The following is an 18,921-nucleotide window of genomic DNA, read 5'->3' on the forward strand; positions in this document are numbered from 1 at the left end:
TGTAGGTCTGTTTCTGGCGTGAGCGCATGGTAGAAATCCGGGCCCGGGCCGGCGATTGCGCTTCGCGTCGTTCGCATTGCAGAAAACGTCAATCGACGGCCTGCCGCGTCCCGTGTACGGTCGAATCGCCCTCTCCCATGCTGCAACCGCCCGTCACCATCCCGATCGCCTTCGTCGAAGGCATGCTCTCCGGCATCCGTGCCCGCGGCGCCGCCGCCCCCATCGACATCGACCGGGCGCTGGAAGACGCCGGCGTGCCGCCGCCGCTGCTGGCCGAGCCGGGCGCGCGCGTCACGGCCGAGCAGTACGTGGCGCTGTTCGCGCTGCTGATGGACCGGCTCGACGACGAGTCGCTGTGCTTCCTCACACGCCGGATGCGCCGTGGCAGCCTGGCGCTGATCGCGCGCTCCACGCTCGGCGCCCCCGATTTCGGCCATGCGCTGCGCCGCGTGGCCCACACCTTCAGCCTGCTGCAGGACGACCTGCGGCTGGTGCTGCTGCGCGAGGGCGAGCTCGCGGGCTTCGGCATCGCGATCGAGAACCCCGCGATCGGCCACCAGAACTTCCTGCACGAGCTGATGCTGCGCGTGTACTGGCGCTTGCTGGCCTGGCTGCACGGCGGGCGGCTGGCGGCGCGGCGCTTCGACTTCGGCTTCGCGCTGCCGCCGTACGCAGCCGGCTATGCCAAGGTGTTCCCGGGCACCTTGCGCTTCGGCCAGCCCTGCTCGGCCGTGTGGTTCGACGCCGAGGCGCTGCGCACGCCGATGCACCGCGACGCGCATGCGATCCGCGACTTCCTCGCGGCCTCGCCCGGCAACGTGATCCTGCCGCGGCTGGCCGAGCAGCCCATCAGCGCCAAGGTGCGCGAGATCCTGCAGCAGAAGCGCCCGGCCTGGGCCGACCTCGCGACCGTGGCCGCCTGCCTGCACATGTCGGTCAGCACCCTGCAGCGCCACCTGGCGACCGAGAGCACCTCGTTCCAGGCGCTCAAGGACCAGCTGCGGCGCGACGTGGCGATCGTGCGGCTGGCCACCAGCGCGGTGCCGCTGGCGGCGCTGGCCGCGGAGCTGGGCTTTGCCGACAGCGCGGCCTTCCAGCGCGCCTTCAAGACCTGGACCGGCGGCGCGCCGGGTTCGTACCGGCGCCGCGTGGCCGCGGCGGGCGGTGGCGATTCCCTGCCGGCGCCCTGAGTTTTCAGAAGGTTCCGGAACCACCGCAAGGCCCGGGCGACAATCGCCCCATGCCTCCCACCTCCGACCTGCCCCCGCTCAACCGCCAGTTCGTCGCCCATTTCGGCGAGATGGGCAGCAAGTGGGGCATCAACCGCACCGTCGGCCAGATCTACGCGCTGATCTTTCTCTCGGAGCGCCCGCTCAATGCCGACGAGATCGCCGAGCTGCTGGAGTTCTCGCGCTCCAACGTGAGCATGGGCCTCAAGGAGCTGCAGGCCTGGCGCCTGGTGCGCCTGCGCCACCAGCCCGGCGACCGGCGCGAATACTTCGAGGCCCCGTCGGACGTGTGGGAGATCTTCCGCGTGCTGGCCGAGGAGCGCCGCCGCCGCGAGATCGAGCCCACGCTCTCGATGCTGCGCAACGCCCTGCTCGAATCGCCCCACAGCGAGGCCGAGCGCCATGCGCAGGAGCGCATGCGCGAGATGCACGACCTGATCGACCGGCTGATGAAGTGGTTCGACGACGTGCAGCGGTTGTCGCCCGAGACCGCGATGCAGCTCATGGGCATGGGCGCGACGGTGACGCGGGTGCTGACGCTCAAGGACCGCATCACGGGCGGGGCGGCGAAGCGAAAGAAGCCGGACGCCTGAGCGAAGGCCGTCGCATGCGGACGGCCTCACCCCCTCACAGACGCTCCTGCCCCTCCGGCGTTTCAGGCATCTCGAATTTCTCCTTGCGGACGGCGTCGTCGGCCATCAGCTCGAACCACATCGCATTGAGCACCGCGAAGGCGGCCGCCAGCGGCAGGCCGAGGATCCAGGCGAAGTACCACATCGTTCTTTTCCTTCCTTGCAATCAGTACGCGTGACCGCGTTCCTCGCGGATCGCCTTCTCGTCGACCTTGCCCCACAGCACGTGGTAGACCCAGGTCGTGTAGGCCACGATCAGCGGGATGAAGATGGCCGTGACCACCAGCATGATGAACAGCGTGAGGTGGCTCGAGGACGAGTCCCACACGGTGAGGCTGGCGCGCGGATCGATCGAGGACGGCAGGATGAACGGGAACATCGAGGCGCCCACGCTCAGGATGATGCCGGCGATGCCGAGCGCGCCGGCCAGCAGCGCGAGCAGTTCGCGCCGCAGCGCGAGCCCGCCCAGCGCCAGCAGCGCGCCCGCGAAGCCGGCCACCGGCGCGGCCAGGGTCCAGGGGTGGGCCGCGTAGTTCGCGAACCAGGCACCGGCCTGCAGCTCGACCGACTTGAGCAGCGGATTCGACGGCCCCACGGTATCGACCACGCTGGTGATACGGTAGCCACCGACGGCCGAGGCCATCCAGAAGCCCGCCGCCGCATAGAGCACGATGGTGGCGGCGGCCGCGACCATGCCGTAGCGGCGCGAGCGCTCGGCCACGGGGCCGGCGGTCTTCAGCTGCAGCCAGGCCGCGCCGTGCATCGCCATCATCGCCACCGACACCAGCCCGCACAGCAGCGCGAAGGGGTTCAGCAGGCCGAGGAAGCTGCCGTCGTAGTGGATGTGCATGTCGGTCGCGAAGCGGAACGGCACCCCCTGCAGCACGTTGCCCACCGCCACGCCGAAGATCAGCGCGGGCACCAGGCCGCTGAAGAACAGCACGCCGTCCCAGCGCGCGCGCCATTGCGGCGACTCGCGCTTGCTGCGGAACTTGAAGGCCACGGGCCGCAGGATCAGCGCCGAGAGCACGACGAACATCGCGAGGTAGAAGCCCGAGAACGAGACGGCGTAGAGCTGCGGCCAGGCCGCGAACACGGCGCCGCCGCCGAGGATCAGCCAGACCTGGTTGCCTTCCCAGACCGGGCCCACGCTGTTGATGACGAGCCGGCGCTCGACGTCGTTGCGCGCCGCGAACGGCAGCAGCATGCCGCTGCCGAGGTCGAAGCCGTCGGTGACGGCGAAGCCGACCAGCAGCACGCCGATCAGCGCCCACCAGATGAAGCGCAGGGTGTCGTAGTCGAGGAGTGTGTGGAGGATCATGCGGCGCTCCCGGTGGTCGAAACGGCGTGGGCGGGCGGAACGTGCGAACGCGCATCGCCCTCGTCGGGCGAGTGCTCGGCGACCGGCCCCTTGCGGATCGCCTTGACCATCAGCTTGAGCTCGATGACCAGCAGCACGGTGTAGATGGCGACGAAGCCCGCGAGCGTGAACAGCACCGACTTGATGCCGATGTTCGAGACCGCCACCGCGGTCGGCAGCACGCCCTCGATCACCCAGGGCTGGCGGCCGAACTCGGCCACCAGCCAGCCGGCCTCGGCGGCGATCCATGGCAGCGGGATCGCGATCACCGCGGCCTTGAGCAGCCAGCGGTGGCGGTCCAGCGTGCGGCGCGCGGACAGCACGAAGAAGGTGCCGGTCAGAAGGATCAGCAGCATGCCGATGCCCACCATGATGCGGAACAGCCAGAACAGCGGCGCCACCTGCGGCACCGTGTCCCAGGCCGCCTTGGCGATCTGCTCGTCGGTGGCCCGGCGCGGATCGTCCACGTAGCGCTTGAGCAGCAGCGCATAGCCCATGTCGACGCCGTTGTTCTCGAAGGCGTCGCGCACGCCCTGCGTGACCGGCTTGCCGCCGGCCTCGCGAATCTTCTGCAGCGCGTCGTAGGCCTTGATGCCCTCGCGGATGCGCGCCTCGGCGCGCTTCACGAGCTCGTCGATGCCCGGGATCACGGTGGTGAGCGAGCGCGTGCCGATCAGCCCCATCACGCCCGGGATGTGGATCGCGTAGTGGGTCTCGCGCGCGGCCTGGTCGGGGAAGCCGAAGGCGGTGAAGGCCGCGGGCGCGGGCTGGGTCTCCCACATGGCCTCGATGGCCGCGAGCTTCATCTTCTGATGCTCGGTCGAGAGGTAGCCGCTCTCGTCGCCCAGCACCACCACCGACAGCGAGGCCGCGAGGCCGAAGGAGGCGGCCACCGTCATCGAGCGCTTGGCGAGTTCGATGTGGCGGCCCTTGAGCAGGTACCAGGCCGAGATGCCGAGCACGAACACCGCCGCGCAGACATAGCCGGCCGACACCGTGTGCACGAACTTGGCCTGCGCCACCGGGTTGGTCAGCACGGCGGCGAAATCGGTGACCTCCATGCGCATGGTCTGCGGATTGAAGGCCGCGCCCACCGGGTTCTGCATCCAGCCGTTGGCGATCAGGATCCACAGCGCCGAGAAGTTGGAACCGATGGCCACGGCCCAGGTGGTGGCGAGGTGGCCGACCTTGGAGAGCCGGTCCCAGCCGAAGAAGAACAGGCCGACGAAGGTCGCCTCCATGAAGAAGGCCATCAGGCCCTCGATGGCCAGCGGCGCGCCGAAGATGTCTCCGACGTAGTGGCTGTAGTAGCTCCAGTTCATGCCGAACTGGAACTCCATCACCACGCCGGTGGCGACGCCCATCGCGAAGTTGATGCCGAACAGCACGCCCCAGAATTTCGTCATGTCGCGCCAGATCACGCGGCCAGTCATGACGTAGACGGTCTCCATGATCGCGATGACGACCGAGAGGCCCAGCGTCAACGGGACGAAGAGGAAGTGGTAGAGCGCCGTGACGGCGAATTGAAGTCGCGACAAGGCGACGATGTCGAGATCCATGATGGCTTCCTTTGTGTTCCCTGTGTTCTTCGTGGTGGAGTGGTTGGCGTTGCTTCGGTGTCGTTCAATCGGCGCGCAGTTGCCGCAGCGCGTGCTCGAAGGCCTCGCTGCCGCGCCGCAGGTCGGCGGCGATGCGGCCGTCCTCGATGCGCAGCAGCCGGTCGGCGAGCGCGGCCTCGCGGCGCAGGTGGGTGGCGATCACGAGCGTGCGGCCCTCGGCATGGCGCGCGAGGCGCTGCAGCACGTCGTGCGCGACCGCGGCATCGAGCGCCTCGGTGGGCTCGTCGAGCAGCCACAGCGGCACCGGGCGCAGGAAGAAGCGCGCGAGCGCGAGGCGGCGCGACTGGCCGCCCGAGAGGCCGAGGCCGCCTTCGCCGAGGCGCGTGGACAGGCCGGCCGACAGGTCGCGCACGTCGTCGGCCAGGCCCGCGGCCTGCAGCACGGCCCACAGCTGGTCGTCGGCGGCGGCGGGATCGGCCAGCCGCAGGTTGTCGCGCAGCGTGTCCTCGAACAGTTCGGTGCGCTGGGTCAGCAGGCAGCAGGGCAGCGCGGCCACCTCGCCTCGGCGCGGCGCGAGTTCGCCCGCGATCACCGAGAGCAGCGTGGACTTGCCGCTGCCGCTCGGGCCGACGATGGCGACGCGCTCGCCTTCGGCGATGGTCAACGACAAGTCTTCGAGGGCGGGCACGGTACTGGCGCGATGGAAGGCGTCGATGGCCGTGAGGCGCAGCGCGAGCGATGCGTCTTCCGGAAGCCGTGGCGTGGTGGGCGCATCGTCCTGCGCCATGCGGGGTGCCAGGCGACGCACCGCGAGCCAGGTGCGGCCCGCGTCGAGCGCGCCGCGGCGCAGGGCCGCGAAGGGTTCGAGCGCGGTGAGCGCCACGAGCAGCGCGAGCGCGGCAGCGGGTGCGCCGATCGCGCCCTCGCCCACCAGCGCCGCCACCGCGAGCAGCACGGCCACCAGCGTGAGCGTGCCCGCGCCGCCATAGGCCAGGCCGGCCGTGCTCTCGAGGCGGTTGAGCGCGAGGTCGGCGCGCGCCAGCCGGTGGTCGGCCGCGGCCAGTGCCTCGCGCTGCGCGTCGAGTCGGCCCGCCATCGCGAGTTCGGTCTGGCCGGCCACCAGGTCGGCCGCGCGCTCGCGCAGCGTCTCGATGGCGCGCGCGCGCCGCAAGGCCGGACGCCGCGCGCGACGCGACACCGCGAAGGCCAGGCCCCAGCCCACGGCCACGAGCCAGGCCGCGAGCGCCGCGCCCATCGCGGCCTGCATCGTGCCGAGCACCACGCCGGCCAGCAACGCGGCGCCGAGTGCGGCGGCGGCGGGCACCAGCAGGCGCAGATAGAGCGATTCGAGCGCATCGATGTCGCTCGTGAGCCGGAACAAGAGGCGCGCCGGACGCAGCGCCAGCGCGCGCGCCGCCTCGGCCCGCGCCCAGCCGCGGAACAGCCGCACGCGCAGCGCGGCCAGCGCGCCGAAGGTGGCGTCGTGCGTGACCAGCCGCTCGCCGTAGCGCGAGGCGGTGCGGCCCAGCGCCAGCAGCCGGATGCCGGCCGAGGGCGCGAACACGTCGAAGGTGAAGGCCGTGGCCGCATGCAGGCCCGCGAGCGCGGTGGCGGTGATGAACCAGCCCGAGAGCCCGAGCAACGCCATGCCCGTGAGCACGGTCACGGCGGCCAGCAGCGCGCCCCAGCGCAAGGCGCGCGACTGGGCCGCGAAGAAGGGGCGCAGCACCAGGCGCAATTCGCCGGCGTGACGGTGCGTGTTCGGCTTCATGCGGCTTTCTCCGCGGCATCGGCGCCGAGCTGCACGACGCGGTCCAGGCGCGCGGCCAGCGCGGGATCGTGCGTGGCGACGATCATGGTGCGGCCCTGCGCGAGCGCGAGCAGCGCATCGGCCACGCGCCGCGCGGTCTCGGTGTCGAGGTGGGCGGTGGGCTCGTCGACCAGCAGCAGGTCGGCCTGCGGATGGACCGCGATGCGCGCCAGCGCGAGGCGCACGGCCTCGCCGCCCGACAGGCCCAGGCCGCCCTCGCCCAGCGCCGCGCCCGGATGCGCCTGCGCGACATGCTCGAGCTGCGCGAAGCGCATCGCGGCCTCGACGCTGCCCGCGTCGAGCGCGCGGCCCAGTGCGACATTGGCGGCGACAGGGCCCGCGAACACGTGCGGCCTCTGGCCCATCCAGCCGATGCGCGCGCGCAGCGCGGCGGCGGTGCGGTCGTTCATCGGCACGCCGCCGATCAGGATCTCGCCCTGCTGCGCCGGCACCAGGCCCGCGAGCAGCGACAGCAGCGCGGTCTTGCCGGCACCGCTGGCGCCGGCCAGCGCGATGTGCTCGCCCGCGGCGACGCGCAGCTCGCAGCCTTCGAACACGTGGCGCGATTCGCCGGGCCAGGCGAAGTGCAGGTCGTGCACGACCACCGAGGGCGCGGCGTTCGAAGGCTGCATCGAGACCACGTGCACGTCCGGCGCGTGGGCGCCCGGCAGCGGCAGCGCCTCGCGCCGCAGGCCCTCGAGCGCCTCGAGCGCGGCCTCGCCCGCCGCGCGGTCGTGCCACACGGCCGAGAGCTCACGCAGCGGTTCGAAGAAGGCCGGAGCGAGCAGCAGCACGAACAGGCCCTGGCCCAGGCTCAGCGGCCCGTTCCAGGTGCCGAAGCCCAGCGTGCCCAGCAGGTGGAAGCCGACGTAGACCGCCACCATCGCCACGCCCAGCGCCGAGAACAGCTCGAGCACGGCCGAGGACAGGAAGGCGATGCGCAGCACGGCCATGGTGCGTTCGCGCAGCGACTGCGCCGAGTCGGCGAGCCGCGCCGCCGTGGCATCGACCGCGCCGAGCGCGCGCAGGGTCGCGAGGCCGCGCAGGCGATCGAGCAGGAAGGCGTTCATGCCGCCCATCTGCACCATCTGCGCCTCGCTGGCCGCCTTGGCGCGCCAGCCGACGATGGCCATGAACAGCGGGATCAGCGGCGCCGCGAACAGCAGCACCAGCGCCGCCACCCAGGTCTGGCTCGCGACCGCCGCGAGGATTGCGAGCGGTACCACGGTGGCGCGCCAGCGCGCGGGCTGGTAGCGCACGAGGTACGGCACCAGCGCCTCGGCCTGCTCGGCCAGCGCGCTCGCGGCCAGGCCCGAGGGCACACGGCCGCGGTCGAGTGGCGAGGCACCGGCCAGTGCTTCCGCGGCCTGGGCGCGCAAGTCCGAGAGCCGAGCGCGTGCCCGACCGAAGGTGCGCCGCGCGCCCCAGGCTTCGCAGGCGGCACGCAGCCAGCCGAACAGGAGGATGCCGAGCGCCGGCCACAGCACCGCGGCCAGCCCGCCGCCATCGGCCAGCGCCTGCACCGCCCAGGCCAGCAAGGCCGCCTGAGGCAGCCACAACAAGGCCGCCGCGCCCTGCACCACGCCGCCGATCTCCGGCCGGGCCAGGGCACGCAGGGGTCGACGGTGGGCGGAAGGGTTCATCTGTTTTTGATTTCGTGAATTTTCAGTATTTACTGAAATTTCCACAATGATACCGAAAACCTGACCGGACAGCGAGCACGGCGAAGCCTGCCCGCTTCGCCGGGCGGGCGCAAGTCAACGAAGGAACGCGTGCGGCCGCAATGGCCGGCGGGATCTCAGTGCGAGACGACGATGCCGCTGATCAGCAGCCCCGCGAACAGCGCGGCGACGGCGCGCCACGAGGCCGGCCGGGTCTCGACCCAGCGGTACAAGAGCGCGGCCGCGGCGATCGACAGGCCGAAGGTCGCGAGCATGCCGAGCCCGTCGACCCAGGGCGCATGCGGCCCGAGCCGCACCACCGCGGCATTCACCGCGAGCAGCACCGGGAAGTGGATCAGGAACAGCGAATAGGACATGCGCCCCAGCCGCTGCAGCGCGACCGCCGCCAGCGGCCAGCGCGGCGGCGACAGCCACTGCCGCCGCTGTGCCACCGCGATCAGCAGCGCCGTGACCAGCGCGGTCGCGATGCGGCTGCGCCATTCGAGCGCCAGCGCGCCCGTGCCCACCAGCAGCAGCAAGGCGACCGCGCTCTGCCAGGTGCTCGCGCGCGTGGCGCGGCCGATCCAGAACACCAGCATGCCGAGGCCGTAGGCGCCGAAGAAATAGAAGGCGGTGTCGTCGAGTTCGGCATCGCGGTTGAACAGCGCCAGCGACGCGACGGCCACGCCGAGCACCAGCAGCACCGCGAGCCAGCGCCGGCGCGCGGCTTCGCCGGGCCGGCGTGCCTGGTCGGCCGAGGGCGCAAGCAGCGCCGGCAGGCCGATCAGCGTGAGCGCCAGCGCGAACAGCTGGAAGTCGATCGCCACGTACCAGACGCCGGTGGACAGAGCCTCGTAGCCCAGCAGGTCCTGCAGCAGCAGCCCGTGCGCGAGCAACTGGCCGATGCTCGGCGAGGCCGGCACGAGGTCGGCATCGAGCCAGGGCCGCACCGCGGCCGCCACCAGCACGCAGACGGTGAGCGCGGCGAGGTAGGGCATCACCAGCCGGCCGTAGCGCTGCACGATGCGCACCAGCGGGCGGTCGATGCGCAGCAGCCCGTCGGGCGCGAGGCTGGCCGCGGCCAGGAAGCCGGCGATCACCAGGAAGATCTGCACCGCGAGCCGCCCGTCGCTGGCCAGCCAGCCGAGGAAATCGGGCGCGAGCGACAACGCGCCCGCGGGCATCGGTCCGTAGCGCGACAGGTGATGCCCGACGATCACCGCGCAGGCGAGCCCCTTGGCCGCGTCGAGCAGCGGCATGCGCTCCCGCCGCGCGGCGGGAGCAGGCGCGGCACTCGCCGCCGGGGCCGGCAGGTCGTTCACGCTAGGAACGTGTTCTCAAAGCGCGAGCCGCTGGCGAGCCTCCTGGTATTCGCGCTTGAGCTTCTCGATGAAGACGCCGGCGCTCGACACCTCGCTGATCGCGCCGATGCCCTGGCCCGAGCCCCAGATGTCCTTCCAGGCCTTGGCCTTGCTGCCATCGCCGCCCGAGAAGCTCATGGTCTTCACGTCGCCCTCGGGCAGGTTCGTCGGGTCCATGCCGGCGTTGACGATGCTGGGCGCGAGGTAGTTGCCGTGCACGCCGGTGAACAGGCTCGAGTAGACGATGTCGTCCGAAGTGCCTTCGACGATGGCCTGCTTGTAGGCATCGCTCGCGCGCGCTTCCTCGGTGGCGATGAAGGCGGTGCCGATGTAGGCGAAGTCGGCGCCCATGGCCTGCGCCGCGAGCACCGCGCCGCCGGTGGCGATAGCGCCCGACAGCGCGATCGGGCCGTCGAACCACTGGCGGATTTCCTGGATCAGCGCGAACGGGCTCTTGATGCCCGCATGGCCGCCGGCACCGGCCGCCACCGCGACGATGCCGTCGGCGCCCTTCTCGATCGCCTTCTGCGCGAACTTGTTGTTGATCACGTCGTGCAAGGTCACGCCGCCGTAGCTGTGGACCGCGTCGTTGACGTCGGTGCGCGCGCCCAGCGAGGTGATGACGATCGGCACCTTGTACTTCACGACCATCTCCATGTCGTGCTCGAGGCGGTCGTTGCTCTTGTGCACGATCTGGTTGATGGCGAAGGGCGCGGCGGGTTTGTCGGGGTTGGCCTTGTTGTAGGCCGCGAGCTCCTCGGTGATCTCGATCAGCCACTCCTCGAGCTGCGCCGCGGGCCGCGCGTTGAGCGCCGGCATCGAGCCGACCACGCCGGCCTTGCATTGCGCGATCACGAGCTTGGGGTTGCTGATGATGAACAGCGGCGAACCGATGATCGGCAGCGGTAGGTTCGCGAGCACGGGAGGGAGCTTGGACATGTTGCTTGTCTCTGGAAGTTGTGGAATGCGGGAGCGGACAGCCGAACGCGGAAGGAAGACAAAAACTGCGCGGAAGTCGCAGAAGAAGCCGAAGACAAATTTTGGTTTTGCTTGCGCGACTTCTGCGTAACCTTCGCGACTTCTGCGTTCGGCTGCCCGTATTTCAGAAAGCTTCGAGCGCCAATGCGTTCACGCTCTCGGCGCCGTCGACGATGCTGTCGCGCAGGCCCGGCGCCTTCGCGAGGATGTGCTCGGCATAGAAGCGCGCGGTCGTGATCTTGGCCTGCATGAAGTCGACGTCGACGTTGTGCGAGGCCTGGTCCTGCGCCACGATCAGCGAACGCGCGAGCTGCCAGCCGGCCACCAGGTTGCCCGCGAGCATCAGGTAGGGCACGCTGCCCGCGAACACCGCGTTGGGCGAGGCCTTGGTCTGGCCCGCGACGAAATCCACCACCTCGACGAAGGCCTCGCGCGCGGCCTTCAGGCGCTTGAGCACGGCCTTGGCGGCGGCGCTGTCGTTCTTCGCGAGCTCGGCCTCGGTCTTCTCGATCTGCGCGGCGATGGCCTTGGCGGTCTGGCCGCCGTCGCGCGCGGTCTTGCGGCCCACGAGGTCGTTGGCCTGGATCGCGGTCGTGCCTTCGTAGATCGTGAGGATCTTCGCGTCGCGGTAGTACTGCGCCGCGCCGGTCTCCTCGATGAAGCCCATGCCGCCGTGCACCTGCACGCCCAGCGAGGTCACCTCGAGGCTCATCTCGGTGCTGTAGCCCTTGACCAGCGGCACCATGAATTCGTAGAAGGCCTGGTTCTGCTTGCGCGCGTCGGCATCGGGATGGTGGTGCGCGGCGTCGTAGGCCGCGGCGGCCACGCTGGCCATCGCGCGGCAGCCTTCGGTGTAGGCACGCATGGTCATCAGCATGCGCTTCACGTCGGGGTGATGGATGATCGCCGCGCTGGCGTTGATCGAGCCATCGACCGGGCGGCTCTGCACGCGCTCCCTGGCGTAGGCCACGGCATGCTGGTAGGCGCGCTCGGCGATCGCGATGCCCTGCATGCCCACCGCGTAGCGGGCCGAGTTCATCATGATGAACATGTACTCGAGGCCGCGGTTCTCCTGGCCCACGAGATAGCCGACGGCACCGCCGTGGTCGCCGTACTGCAGCACCGCGGTCGGCGAGGCCTTGATGCCCATCTTGTGCTCGATGCTCACGCAGTGCACGTCGTTGCGCGCACCCGGCGAACCGTCGGCGTTCAGCAGGAACTTCGGCACCACGAACAGGCTGATGCCCTTCACGCCCTCGGGCGCGCCGCTCACGCGCGCCAGCACGAGGTGCACGATGTTCTCGGCCATGTCGTGCTCGCCGTAGGTGATGAAGATCTTGGTGCCGAAGACCTTGTAGCTGCCGTCGGGCTGCGGCTCGGCGCGGCTGCGCACCAGCGCGAGGTCGCTGCCGGCCTGCGGCTCGGTGAGGTTCATCGTGCCGGTCCACTGGCCGCTCACAAGTTTCTCGAGGTAGGTGGCCTTGAGTTCGTCGGAGCCCGCGGTCAGCAGCGCCTCGATGGCGCCGTCGCTCAGCAGCGGGCACAGCGCGAAGCTCATGTTGGCCGAATTGAGCATCTCGCCGCAGGCCGCGCCGATGGTCTTGGGCAGGCCCTGGCCGCCGAAGTCGGCCGGATGCTGCAGGCCCTGCCAGCCGCCCGACACGTACTGCGCGAAGGCTTCCTTGAAGCCGGCCGTGGTCGTGACCTCGCCGTCCTTGAACGACGAGGGATTGCGGTCGCCCGCGACGTTGAGCGGCGCGATCACGTCCTGGTTGAAGCGCGCGCATTCCTCGAGCACGGCCTGTGCGGTCTCGAGGCCGGCGTCCTCGAAGCCGGGCAGCCTGGCGATCTCGCCGATGTTGGCCAGGTGCTCGATGTCGAACAGCATGTCCTTGAGGGGGGCGGTGTAGCTCATCTCATGTCTCCCGATACTGCGGATGTGAAAAGGGCATCGCGAACGATGCCCTCTGGCTCAATGCAATGGCGCGATCAGAGCGCCTTGACCAGTTCCGGCACGGCCGTGAACAGGTCGGCCACGAGGCCGTAGTCGGCCACCGAGAAGATCGGCGCTTCCTCGTCCTTGTTGATCGCCACGATCACCTTGGAGTCCTTCATGCCGGCCAGATGCTGGATGGCGCCCGAGATGCCCGCGGCGATGTACAGCTGCGGCGCGACGATCTTGCCGGTCTGGCCCACCTGCCAGTCGTTGGGCGCATAGCCCGCGTCGACGGCGGCGCGGCTGGCGCCCAGGCCCGCGTTGAGCTTGTCGGCCAGCGGGGCCATCACTTCGGTGAACTTCTCGGCGCTGCCCAGCGCACGGCCACCCGAGACGATGATCTTGGCGGCCGTCAGTTCGGGGCGCTCGCTCTTCGTGACCTCGCGGCCCACGAAGCTGCTCTTGCCGCTGTCGGCCACGCCTTCGGCGGTTTCGACCGTTGCGCTGCCACCGGTGGCGGCGGCTGCGTCGAAGCCGGTGGTGCGAACGGTGATGACCTTGGTCGCATCGCTGCTCTGCACGGTGGCGATGGCATTGCCCGCGTAGATCGGACGTTCGAAGGTGTCGGGGCTATCGACCTTGGTGATGTCGCTGATCTGCGCGACGTCGAGCTTGGCGGCCACGCGCGGCGCGACGTTCTTGCCGTTGGCCGTCGAGGGGAACAGGATGTGGCTGTAGTTGCCGGCGATGGCCAGCACCTGGGCGGCGACGTTCTCAGCGAGGTTCTCGGCGAGGCTCGGGCTGTCGGCCGCGATGACCTTGGTGACGCCAGCGATCTGGGCAGCGGCCTTGGCGGCTTCGGCCGCATTGGCACCGGCCACGAGCACGTGGACGTCGCCACCGCAGGCGAGCGCGGCGGTCACGGTGTTGAGGGTGGCCGGCTTGATGCTGGCGTGGTCGTGTTCGGCAATGACGAGTGCGGTCATGTTCGTTGTCTTCCTCAGATCACTTTGGCTTCGTTCTTCAGCTTGTCCACCAGGGTCGCCACGTCGGGCACCTTGATGCCGGCGCCGCGCTTCGGCGGTTCCGAGACCTTCAGCGTCTTCAGCCGCGGCTTGACGTCCACGCCGAGGTCCTCGGGCTTGAAGGTGTCGAGCTGCTTCTTCTTGGCCTTCATGATGTTGGGCAGCGTCACGTAGCGCGGCTCGTTCAGGCGCAGGTCGGTCGTGATGACGGCCGGCAGCGTGAGCGAGACGGTCTCGAGGCCGCCGTCGACTTCACGCGTGACGTTGGCCTTGTCACCGGCGACTTCGACCTTCGAGGCGAAGGTGGCTTGCGGCAGGTCGGCCAGCGCGGCCAGCATCTGGCCGGTCTGGTTGGCATCGTCGTCGATGGCCTGCTTGCCGAGGATGATCAGCTGCGGCTGTTCCTTGTCGACCAGTGCCTTGAGCAGCTTGGCCACGGCCAGCGGCTGCAGTTCTTCCGAGGTCTCGACCAGGATGCCGCGGTCGGCGCCGATGGCCATCGCGGTGCGCAGGGTTTCCTGCGACTTGGCGTCGCCGCACGAGACGGCGATGACCTCGGTCACCACGCCCTTCTCCTTCAGGCGCACGGCCTCTTCGACGGCGATCTCGTCGAAGGGGTTCATGCTCATCTTGACGTTGGCGATGTCCACGCCCGTGCCGTCGCTCTTGACGCGCACCTTCACGTTGTAGTCGACGACCCGTTTGACAGGCACAAGAACCTTCATTGACTTGACTCCATTGGGATTGCAAAAAGGGGGCTTCGAGAGCAACCGGTCATTCTAGGACGCGACCTTTGCCGTCTCTGATCTGATTCCGATTCACGCCGCGGGGCGAAAAAAGAACGGTCGTGCTTTTCCTCGATTATAGAGCAGCGTCCGCCGGCGGCGAAATCCCGGGCGGCAGCGACTCGACGCGCAGCACGCGCTGCGGATAGGGAATGTCGATCTTCGCGGCGCGCAGGCCGTCGAGGATCGCGACGTTGATCGCCGAGCGCAGGTTGTCCTTGCCCTTGTCGGGATCGGCGACCCAGAAGTTCAGCGTGAACTCCAGCCCGTCGGGCGCGAAGTTCATCAGGAAGGCCACCGGCGCCGGGTCGGTCATCACGCGCGACTGGGCCTTGGCGGCATCGCAGAGGATCGCCTGCACCTGCGCCACGTCGCTCTCGTAGCCGACCACGATGCTGGTCGTGATGTTGAACTTGCGGTCCGCGATCGAGAGGTTCTCCACGCGCGAGGTGATCAGCGACTCGTTCGGCACGATCGCCTCGCGGCCGTTGCCGGCGCGGATCAGCGTGTAGCGGGTCTTGATGTCGGTGATGCGGCCCTCGAAGGTGTCGACCTTGACGTTGTCGCCGATGCGGATCGAGCGCTCGAGCAGGATCACGAAGCCGCTGACGTAGTTGGCCGCCAGCTTCTGCAGGCCGAAGCCCAGGCCGACGCCGAGCGCGCCGCCGAGCACCGACAGCGCCGTGAGGTCCACGCCCACCGCCGACAACGCGAACAGCAGGCCCACGAGCAGCAGCAGCGCGCGCACCGCGTTCGACGCCACCTTGCGCATCGACAGGTCGGTGACGGCCTCGCGCAGGATGCGCTTCTCGATCGTCGAGGCGATCCACAGCGCGATCACCAGCACCAGGCCGGCCGACAGCGCGCCCTGGATGATGGTCTGCAGGCTCACCTTTGTCTTGCCGAAGGCCAGCGTGATGTCGTCGAGCTCGGCCAGCACCGGCGGCAGCAGGCCGATGATCCAGAGCACGGCCGCGAGCCAGGCCAGCCACGAGATGGTGCGCTCGAGCAGCCGCACGAGGTTGGAGGCCGGGAACACGGCGCGCAGCACGCGCGCGAACAGCCGGATGACGGCCAGCGACAGGAACACCGAGACGCCGATGCGCAGCACCAGGATGGTCTGGTACTCGGCCACCAGCCGCCGCGCGAGCTCGGCGAACACCAGCGCCATGAGCGGGAACAGCACGCCGTCGAAGGTGCGCTCGCCGAACCAGATCGAGTCCTTGGGCTGGTCGCGCCCGAACCAGCGGCAGATGCCCCAGGCCAGGGCGATGCAGGCGGCGAGCGCGGCCAGCTCGATGGCGATGCCGCGCGCATCGACCTGCGCGAGTCGTTGGGTGAAGTCGTTGAAGTTCATCTCTTGCAGCAAAAGGGGCCGGGCCCACACACGGCGCGCTCGGCGCACCACCGGGGTGCGCCCGCGCCCTTCGGATCAGAGGTCGGCCAGCACCCGGATGTGCGCTTCCACGCTACGCGCGAGCGCGTCGAGGTTGTAGCCGCCCTCGAGCATCGAGACGATGCGTCCGCGCGCATGGCGGCGCGCCACGTCGCGGATGCGGTCGGTGATCCAGGCGAAGTCGTTCTCGTTGAGACCGAGCTGCCCGAGATCGTCTTCCCGGTGCGCATCGAAACCCGCGCTCACGAACACCATCTGCGGCCGGAACGCCTCGAGCCGGGGCATCCAGATCGCCTCGATCATCTCGCGCACGTCCATTCCCTTGGTGTAGGCCGGGATCGGCAGGTTGAGCATGTTCGACGCCGGATGCTCGGTGCCGCTGTAGGGATAGAACGGGTGCTGGAAGAAGCCGACCATCAGCACGCGCGGATCGTCCGACAGGATGTTCTCGGTGCCGTTGCCGTGGTGCACGTCGAAGTCGACCACGGCCACGCGGTCGAAGCCGTGCACCTCGAGCGCATGGCGCGCCGCGATCGCGACGTTGTTGAGGAAGCAGAAGCCCATCGCCTGCTCGCGGCAGGCATGGTGGCCGGGCGGCCGCACGGCGCAGAAGGCGTTCTCGACTTCGCCGGCGATCACCGCGTCGGTGGCGGCGATGGCCGCCCCGGCGGCGCGCCGGGCCGCCAGCAGCGTGAAGCGGTTGAGCGCGGTGTCGGGGTCGATGTGCGCATGGTCGGGGCCGCCGACCGGCTCGTCGGCCACCAGCCGCTGGTGCAGCGCCTCGAGGTATTCGACGTGTTCGGTGCTGTGCGCCCGGGTGATCTGCGGCAGCGTGGCCAGCGGGACGTCGCGCCGCTCGAGCGCGTCGCCGACGCCGGTGGCGAGCAGCCGGTCCTCGATGGCATCGAGGCGCTCGGGGCATTCGGGATGACCCCGGCCCATGTCGTGCTTCCAGCAGTCGCGATGAGTGAAGTAACCGGTCTTGCCCATGTCTCGGTGTCGCGTCTAGACCTCACGCGGCGCGGGGCTGCCGGGTCTTACGGTATCGTTTGCATATGGATACAAATATGGACGTTGCCGCGAAGCTTGCCACTTTGCTGAGCCAGCTTAACACGGTGATCGTGGGCAAGGAGGCCCAGGTGCGCGACTGCGTGGCCTGCCTGCTGGCCGGCGGCCACCTGTTGATCGAGGACGTGCCCGGGGTCGGCAAGACCACCCTGGCCCATGCGCTCTCGCACACCTTCGGGCTGCAGTTCTCGCGCGTGCAGTTCACGGCCGACCTGATGCCGGGCGACCTCTCGGGCGTGGCGATCTACGACCGCGGCCAGCAGGCCTTCGTGTTCCATCCGGGCCCGATCTTCTCGCAGGTGCTGCTGGCCGACGAGATCAACCGCGCCAGCCCCAAGACCCAGAGCGCGCTGCTCGAAGCGATGGAGGAGAAGCAGGTCACGATCGAGGGCGAGACCCGCCCCCTGCCCACCCCCTTCTTCGTGATCGCCACGCAGAACCCGCAGGACCAGCTCGGCACCTTCGCGCTGCCCGAGTCGCAGCTCGACCGCTTCCTGATGCGCATCTCGCTCGGCTACCCCGATCGCGCCGCCGAGCGCCAGCTGCTGTCCGGCATCGACCGCCGCGAGATGCTGGCCACCCTGCCCGCGCTGCTCACGCCCGGCGAGCTGACCGCGCTGCAGCAGCGCGTGCAGCAGGTGCACGCGGCCGAGCCGCTTTTGAACTACGTACAGGACCTGATCGCCGCCACCCGCTCGGGCCGCTGGTTCCTGCAGGGCCTGTCGCCGCGCGCCGGCATCGCCGTGCTGCGCGCCGCCAAGGCCCAGGCCCTGCTCGCCAACCGCCACTACGTCGCGCCCGACGACGTGCAGGCCGTGCTGCCGCAGACGGTGGCGCACCGCCTCACGCCGGTCGGCGATGCCGGCCGCGGCGCGGTCGAGCAGGTGCGGGCGATGATCGCGGCGGTGCCGCTGCCGTGAACGCCGTCGGCGCCATCCGCTCGCGCATCGACGGCTGGTTCCTCTCGCGCCGGCCGCCGTCGGACACGCTCGAGCTCACGCAGCGCAACGTCTACATCGTGCCCACGCGCGCTGGCTGGACCCTGGCGCTCACGCTGCTGGTGCTGCTGGTGGCGTCGATCAACTACCAGCTCAACCTCGGCTACCTGCTGACCTTCCTGCTCGCGGGCAGCGTGGCGGTGGGCATGCACGTGTGCCACGGCACCTTGCGCGGGCTGGCGATGCACCTGATGCCGCCCGATGCGCATTACGCGGGGAGCGCGGCGGTGTTCCGGGTGGTGCTGCACAACGCGCGGCGCGGGGTGCGCTACGGGATCGGGATGGCGGTGCGGGGCAGCGGGCAATGGGCGTGGACCGATGTGCCGGCGCAGGGCAGTTCGACGGTGGAGATCGCTTTTCTGCCGGAGCGAAGGGGGTTGCATCCGGTGCCGGCGTTGACGGCGGAGACGCGGTTTCCGCTGGGCACTTTTCGTGTGTGGACGGTGTGGCGGCCGGCTTCTCGGATGCTGGTGTATCCGGCGCCTGAGGTGCATCCGCCGCCCTTGCCTGCCGGTGAACCGTTGTCTGGGGCTGCTGCTGTTTCTTCTGTGGTGCGATCGCTGGGGGCCGGGGAGTACGACGGGGTGCGGGCTTATCGGCGGGGGGATCCGTTGAAGCTGGTGGTTTGGAAGAAGGCGGCGCAGGCGTTGGCTGCGGGGTCCGAGGAGTTCGTTAGTCGGGATGCTCAGCAGACGCAGCGCGAGGAGCTTTGGCTGGATGCGCAGGCTACGGGGTTGGCCGATGGTGAGGGACGGGTTTCTCGGTTGTGTGCTTGGGTGTTGATGGCGGATCGGTTGGGGGTGGACTATGGGGTTCGTGTTGGCGGGCGGGTGTTGAAGCCTTCGCAAGGGGAGGCGCATCGGAGGGCTTGTTTGGAGATGCTGGCTCTATGTTGACTTCCTGGGTTTGGGTTGTTCTTGGCTTTGCTCTTCCTGCGGAGGGCGTTGGCCGGGTCTCGCCCCGGCGGGCGACTTACTTTTCTTGTCTCGCCAAGAAAAGTAAGCAAAAGAAGGCGACCCCGCTGTCTGTGTCCCTCCGCTTCGCTGCGGGCAACCTGCGGTGCTCGGAGAAAGCGGGGGTCCGCAGAACTCGCTCCACTTCGTTGCGCTCAGACAGCTGCGGC

General features: G+C 69.6%; 16 protein-coding genes. 4 read left to right on the top strand and 12 right to left on the bottom strand.

Annotation, left to right across the window (positions count from 1 at the left end):
* Positions 1 to 137: 137 nt before the first annotated feature.
* Both AC07RV_RS22015 and AC07RV_RS22020 read left to right on the top strand, forming a co-directional pair.
* Positions 138 to 1,190, top strand: a complete 1,053-nt coding sequence (locus tag AC07RV_RS22015) for an AraC family transcriptional regulator (RefSeq protein WP_296789319.1) — start codon at positions 138 to 140, stop codon at positions 1,188 to 1,190.
* 50 nt (positions 1,191 to 1,240) lie between these two features.
* Entirely contained in the window at positions 1,241 to 1,822 is a 582-nt protein-coding gene (locus AC07RV_RS22020) for a GbsR/MarR family transcriptional regulator (RefSeq protein WP_093355795.1), read from the top strand.
* A gap of 34 nt (positions 1,823 to 1,856) precedes the next feature.
* Here AC07RV_RS22020 and cydX read toward each other — a convergent pair whose 3' ends face one another.
* From cydX to AC07RV_RS22080, 12 genes are all read right to left on the bottom strand, one after another.
* Positions 1,857 to 2,006 (bottom strand): cytochrome bd-I oxidase subunit CydX, encoded by a 150-nt coding sequence (gene cydX, locus AC07RV_RS22025; RefSeq protein WP_093355792.1) that lies wholly within the window; start codon positions 2,004 to 2,006, stop codon positions 1,857 to 1,859.
* 21 nt (positions 2,007 to 2,027) lie between these two features.
* On the bottom strand, positions 2,028 to 3,182 hold the full coding sequence (gene cydB / locus AC07RV_RS22030) for a cytochrome d ubiquinol oxidase subunit II (protein ID WP_296789318.1): 1,155 nt from the start codon (positions 3,180 to 3,182) through the stop codon (positions 2,028 to 2,030).
* A complete protein-coding gene (locus tag AC07RV_RS22035; protein WP_296789317.1) occupies positions 3,179 to 4,780 on the bottom strand; it encodes a cytochrome ubiquinol oxidase subunit I in 1,602 nt (533 codons plus the stop codon). Before AC07RV_RS22035 ends, cydB begins: the two co-directional genes overlap by 4 nt.
* 64 nt (positions 4,781 to 4,844) lie before the next feature.
* A complete protein-coding gene (locus AC07RV_RS22040) occupies positions 4,845 to 6,551 on the bottom strand; it encodes an amino acid ABC transporter ATP-binding/permease protein (RefSeq protein ID WP_296789316.1) in 1,707 nt (568 codons plus the stop codon).
* Positions 6,548 to 8,233 carry a thiol reductant ABC exporter subunit CydD gene (gene cydD / locus AC07RV_RS22045; RefSeq protein WP_296789314.1) on the bottom strand — a complete coding sequence of 562 codons (1,686 nt, stop codon included), beginning with the start codon at positions 8,231 to 8,233 and terminating at the stop codon, positions 6,548 to 6,550. Before cydD ends, AC07RV_RS22040 begins: the two co-directional genes overlap by 4 nt.
* 155 nt (positions 8,234 to 8,388) lie before the next feature.
* A complete protein-coding gene (locus AC07RV_RS22050; protein WP_296789385.1) occupies positions 8,389 to 9,510 on the bottom strand; it encodes an acyltransferase family protein in 1,122 nt (373 codons plus the stop codon).
* Between the two features lie 78 nt (positions 9,511 to 9,588).
* Positions 9,589 to 10,551, bottom strand: coding sequence for an NAD(P)H-dependent flavin oxidoreductase (locus AC07RV_RS22055; RefSeq protein WP_296789312.1), 963 nt, complete (start codon positions 10,549 to 10,551; stop codon positions 9,589 to 9,591).
* A 163-nt stretch (positions 10,552 to 10,714) separates the two neighbouring features.
* Complete coding sequence (locus tag AC07RV_RS22060; protein ID WP_093355775.1) at positions 10,715 to 12,505, bottom strand: acyl-CoA dehydrogenase; 1,791 nt, start codon at positions 12,503 to 12,505, stop codon at positions 10,715 to 10,717.
* Positions 12,506 to 12,579: 74 nt separating this feature from the next.
* Entirely contained in the window at positions 12,580 to 13,512 is a 933-nt protein-coding gene (locus AC07RV_RS22065) for an electron transfer flavoprotein subunit alpha/FixB family protein (protein ID WP_444853031.1), read from the bottom strand.
* A gap of 14 nt (positions 13,513 to 13,526) precedes the next feature.
* A complete protein-coding gene (locus tag AC07RV_RS22070) occupies positions 13,527 to 14,276 on the bottom strand; it encodes an electron transfer flavoprotein subunit beta/FixA family protein (protein WP_203201717.1) in 750 nt (249 codons plus the stop codon).
* Between the two features lie 136 nt (positions 14,277 to 14,412).
* Entirely contained in the window at positions 14,413 to 15,693 is a 1,281-nt protein-coding gene (locus AC07RV_RS22075) for a mechanosensitive ion channel family protein (protein WP_296776783.1), read from the bottom strand.
* A gap of 75 nt (positions 15,694 to 15,768) precedes the next feature.
* Positions 15,769 to 16,722: a histone deacetylase family protein gene (locus AC07RV_RS22080; RefSeq protein WP_296776780.1), complete on the bottom strand. Its 954-nt coding sequence runs from the start codon at positions 16,720 to 16,722 to the stop codon at positions 15,769 to 15,771.
* A gap of 77 nt (positions 16,723 to 16,799) precedes the next feature.
* On the opposite strand from AC07RV_RS22080, the gene AC07RV_RS22085 reads away from it, so the two are divergent.
* Together AC07RV_RS22085 and AC07RV_RS22090 are read left to right on the top strand one after the other, a co-directional pair.
* Positions 16,800 to 17,720 carry an AAA family ATPase gene (locus tag AC07RV_RS22085; protein WP_093356147.1) on the top strand — a complete coding sequence of 307 codons (921 nt, stop codon included), beginning with the start codon at positions 16,800 to 16,802 and terminating at the stop codon, positions 17,718 to 17,720.
* The gene (locus AC07RV_RS22090) at positions 17,717 to 18,694 is read left to right on the top strand and encodes a DUF58 domain-containing protein (RefSeq protein WP_296776777.1); all 978 of its coding nucleotides are present in this window, start codon (positions 17,717 to 17,719) and stop codon (positions 18,692 to 18,694) included. The genes AC07RV_RS22085 and AC07RV_RS22090 overlap by 4 nt, the downstream gene beginning before the upstream one ends.
* The last annotated feature ends 227 nt before the right edge of the window (positions 18,695 to 18,921 follow it).

The sequence above is a fragment of the Variovorax sp. GW821-FHT09B01 genome, assembly GCF_059418345.1.

What these genes read in the sequence shown, in the direction of transcription:
- AC07RV_RS22040 (WP_296789316.1), bottom strand. Translation starts at nt 6,551, where the DNA reads ATGAAGCCGAACACGCACCGTCACGCCGGCGAATTGCGCCTGGTGCTG.
- AC07RV_RS22085 (WP_093356147.1), top strand. Translation starts at nt 16,800, where the DNA reads ATGGACGTTGCCGCGAAGCTTGCCACTTTGCTGAGCCAGCTTAACACG.
- AC07RV_RS22020 (WP_093355795.1), top strand. Translation starts at nt 1,241, where the DNA reads ATGCCTCCCACCTCCGACCTGCCCCCGCTCAACCGCCAGTTCGTCGCC.
- AC07RV_RS22080 (WP_296776780.1), bottom strand. Translation starts at nt 16,722, where the DNA reads ATGGGCAAGACCGGTTACTTCACTCATCGCGACTGCTGGAAGCACGAC.
- AC07RV_RS22055 (WP_296789312.1), bottom strand. Translation starts at nt 10,551, where the DNA reads ATGTCCAAGCTCCCTCCCGTGCTCGCGAACCTACCGCTGCCGATCATC.
- AC07RV_RS22070 (WP_203201717.1), bottom strand. Translation starts at nt 14,276, where the DNA reads ATGAAGGTTCTTGTGCCTGTCAAACGGGTCGTCGACTACAACGTGAAG.
- cydX (WP_093355792.1), bottom strand. Translation starts at nt 2,006, where the DNA reads ATGTGGTACTTCGCCTGGATCCTCGGCCTGCCGCTGGCGGCCGCCTTC.
- AC07RV_RS22050 (WP_296789385.1), bottom strand. Translation starts at nt 9,510, where the DNA reads ATGCCGCTGCTCGACGCGGCCAAGGGGCTCGCCTGCGCGGTGATCGTC.
- cydD (WP_296789314.1), bottom strand. Translation starts at nt 8,233, where the DNA reads ATGAACCCTTCCGCCCACCGTCGACCCCTGCGTGCCCTGGCCCGGCCG.
- AC07RV_RS22015 (WP_296789319.1), top strand. Translation starts at nt 138, where the DNA reads ATGCTGCAACCGCCCGTCACCATCCCGATCGCCTTCGTCGAAGGCATG.
- AC07RV_RS22035 (WP_296789317.1), bottom strand. Translation starts at nt 4,780, where the DNA reads ATGGATCTCGACATCGTCGCCTTGTCGCGACTTCAATTCGCCGTCACG.
- AC07RV_RS22075 (WP_296776783.1), bottom strand. Translation starts at nt 15,693, where the DNA reads ATGAACTTCAACGACTTCACCCAACGACTCGCGCAGGTCGATGCGCGC.
- cydB (WP_296789318.1), bottom strand. Translation starts at nt 3,182, where the DNA reads ATGATCCTCCACACACTCCTCGACTACGACACCCTGCGCTTCATCTGG.
- AC07RV_RS22065 (WP_444853031.1), bottom strand. Translation starts at nt 13,512, where the DNA reads ATGACCGCACTCGTCATTGCCGAACACGACCACGCCAGCATCAAGCCG.
- AC07RV_RS22060 (WP_093355775.1), bottom strand. Translation starts at nt 12,505, where the DNA reads ATGAGCTACACCGCCCCCCTCAAGGACATGCTGTTCGACATCGAGCAC.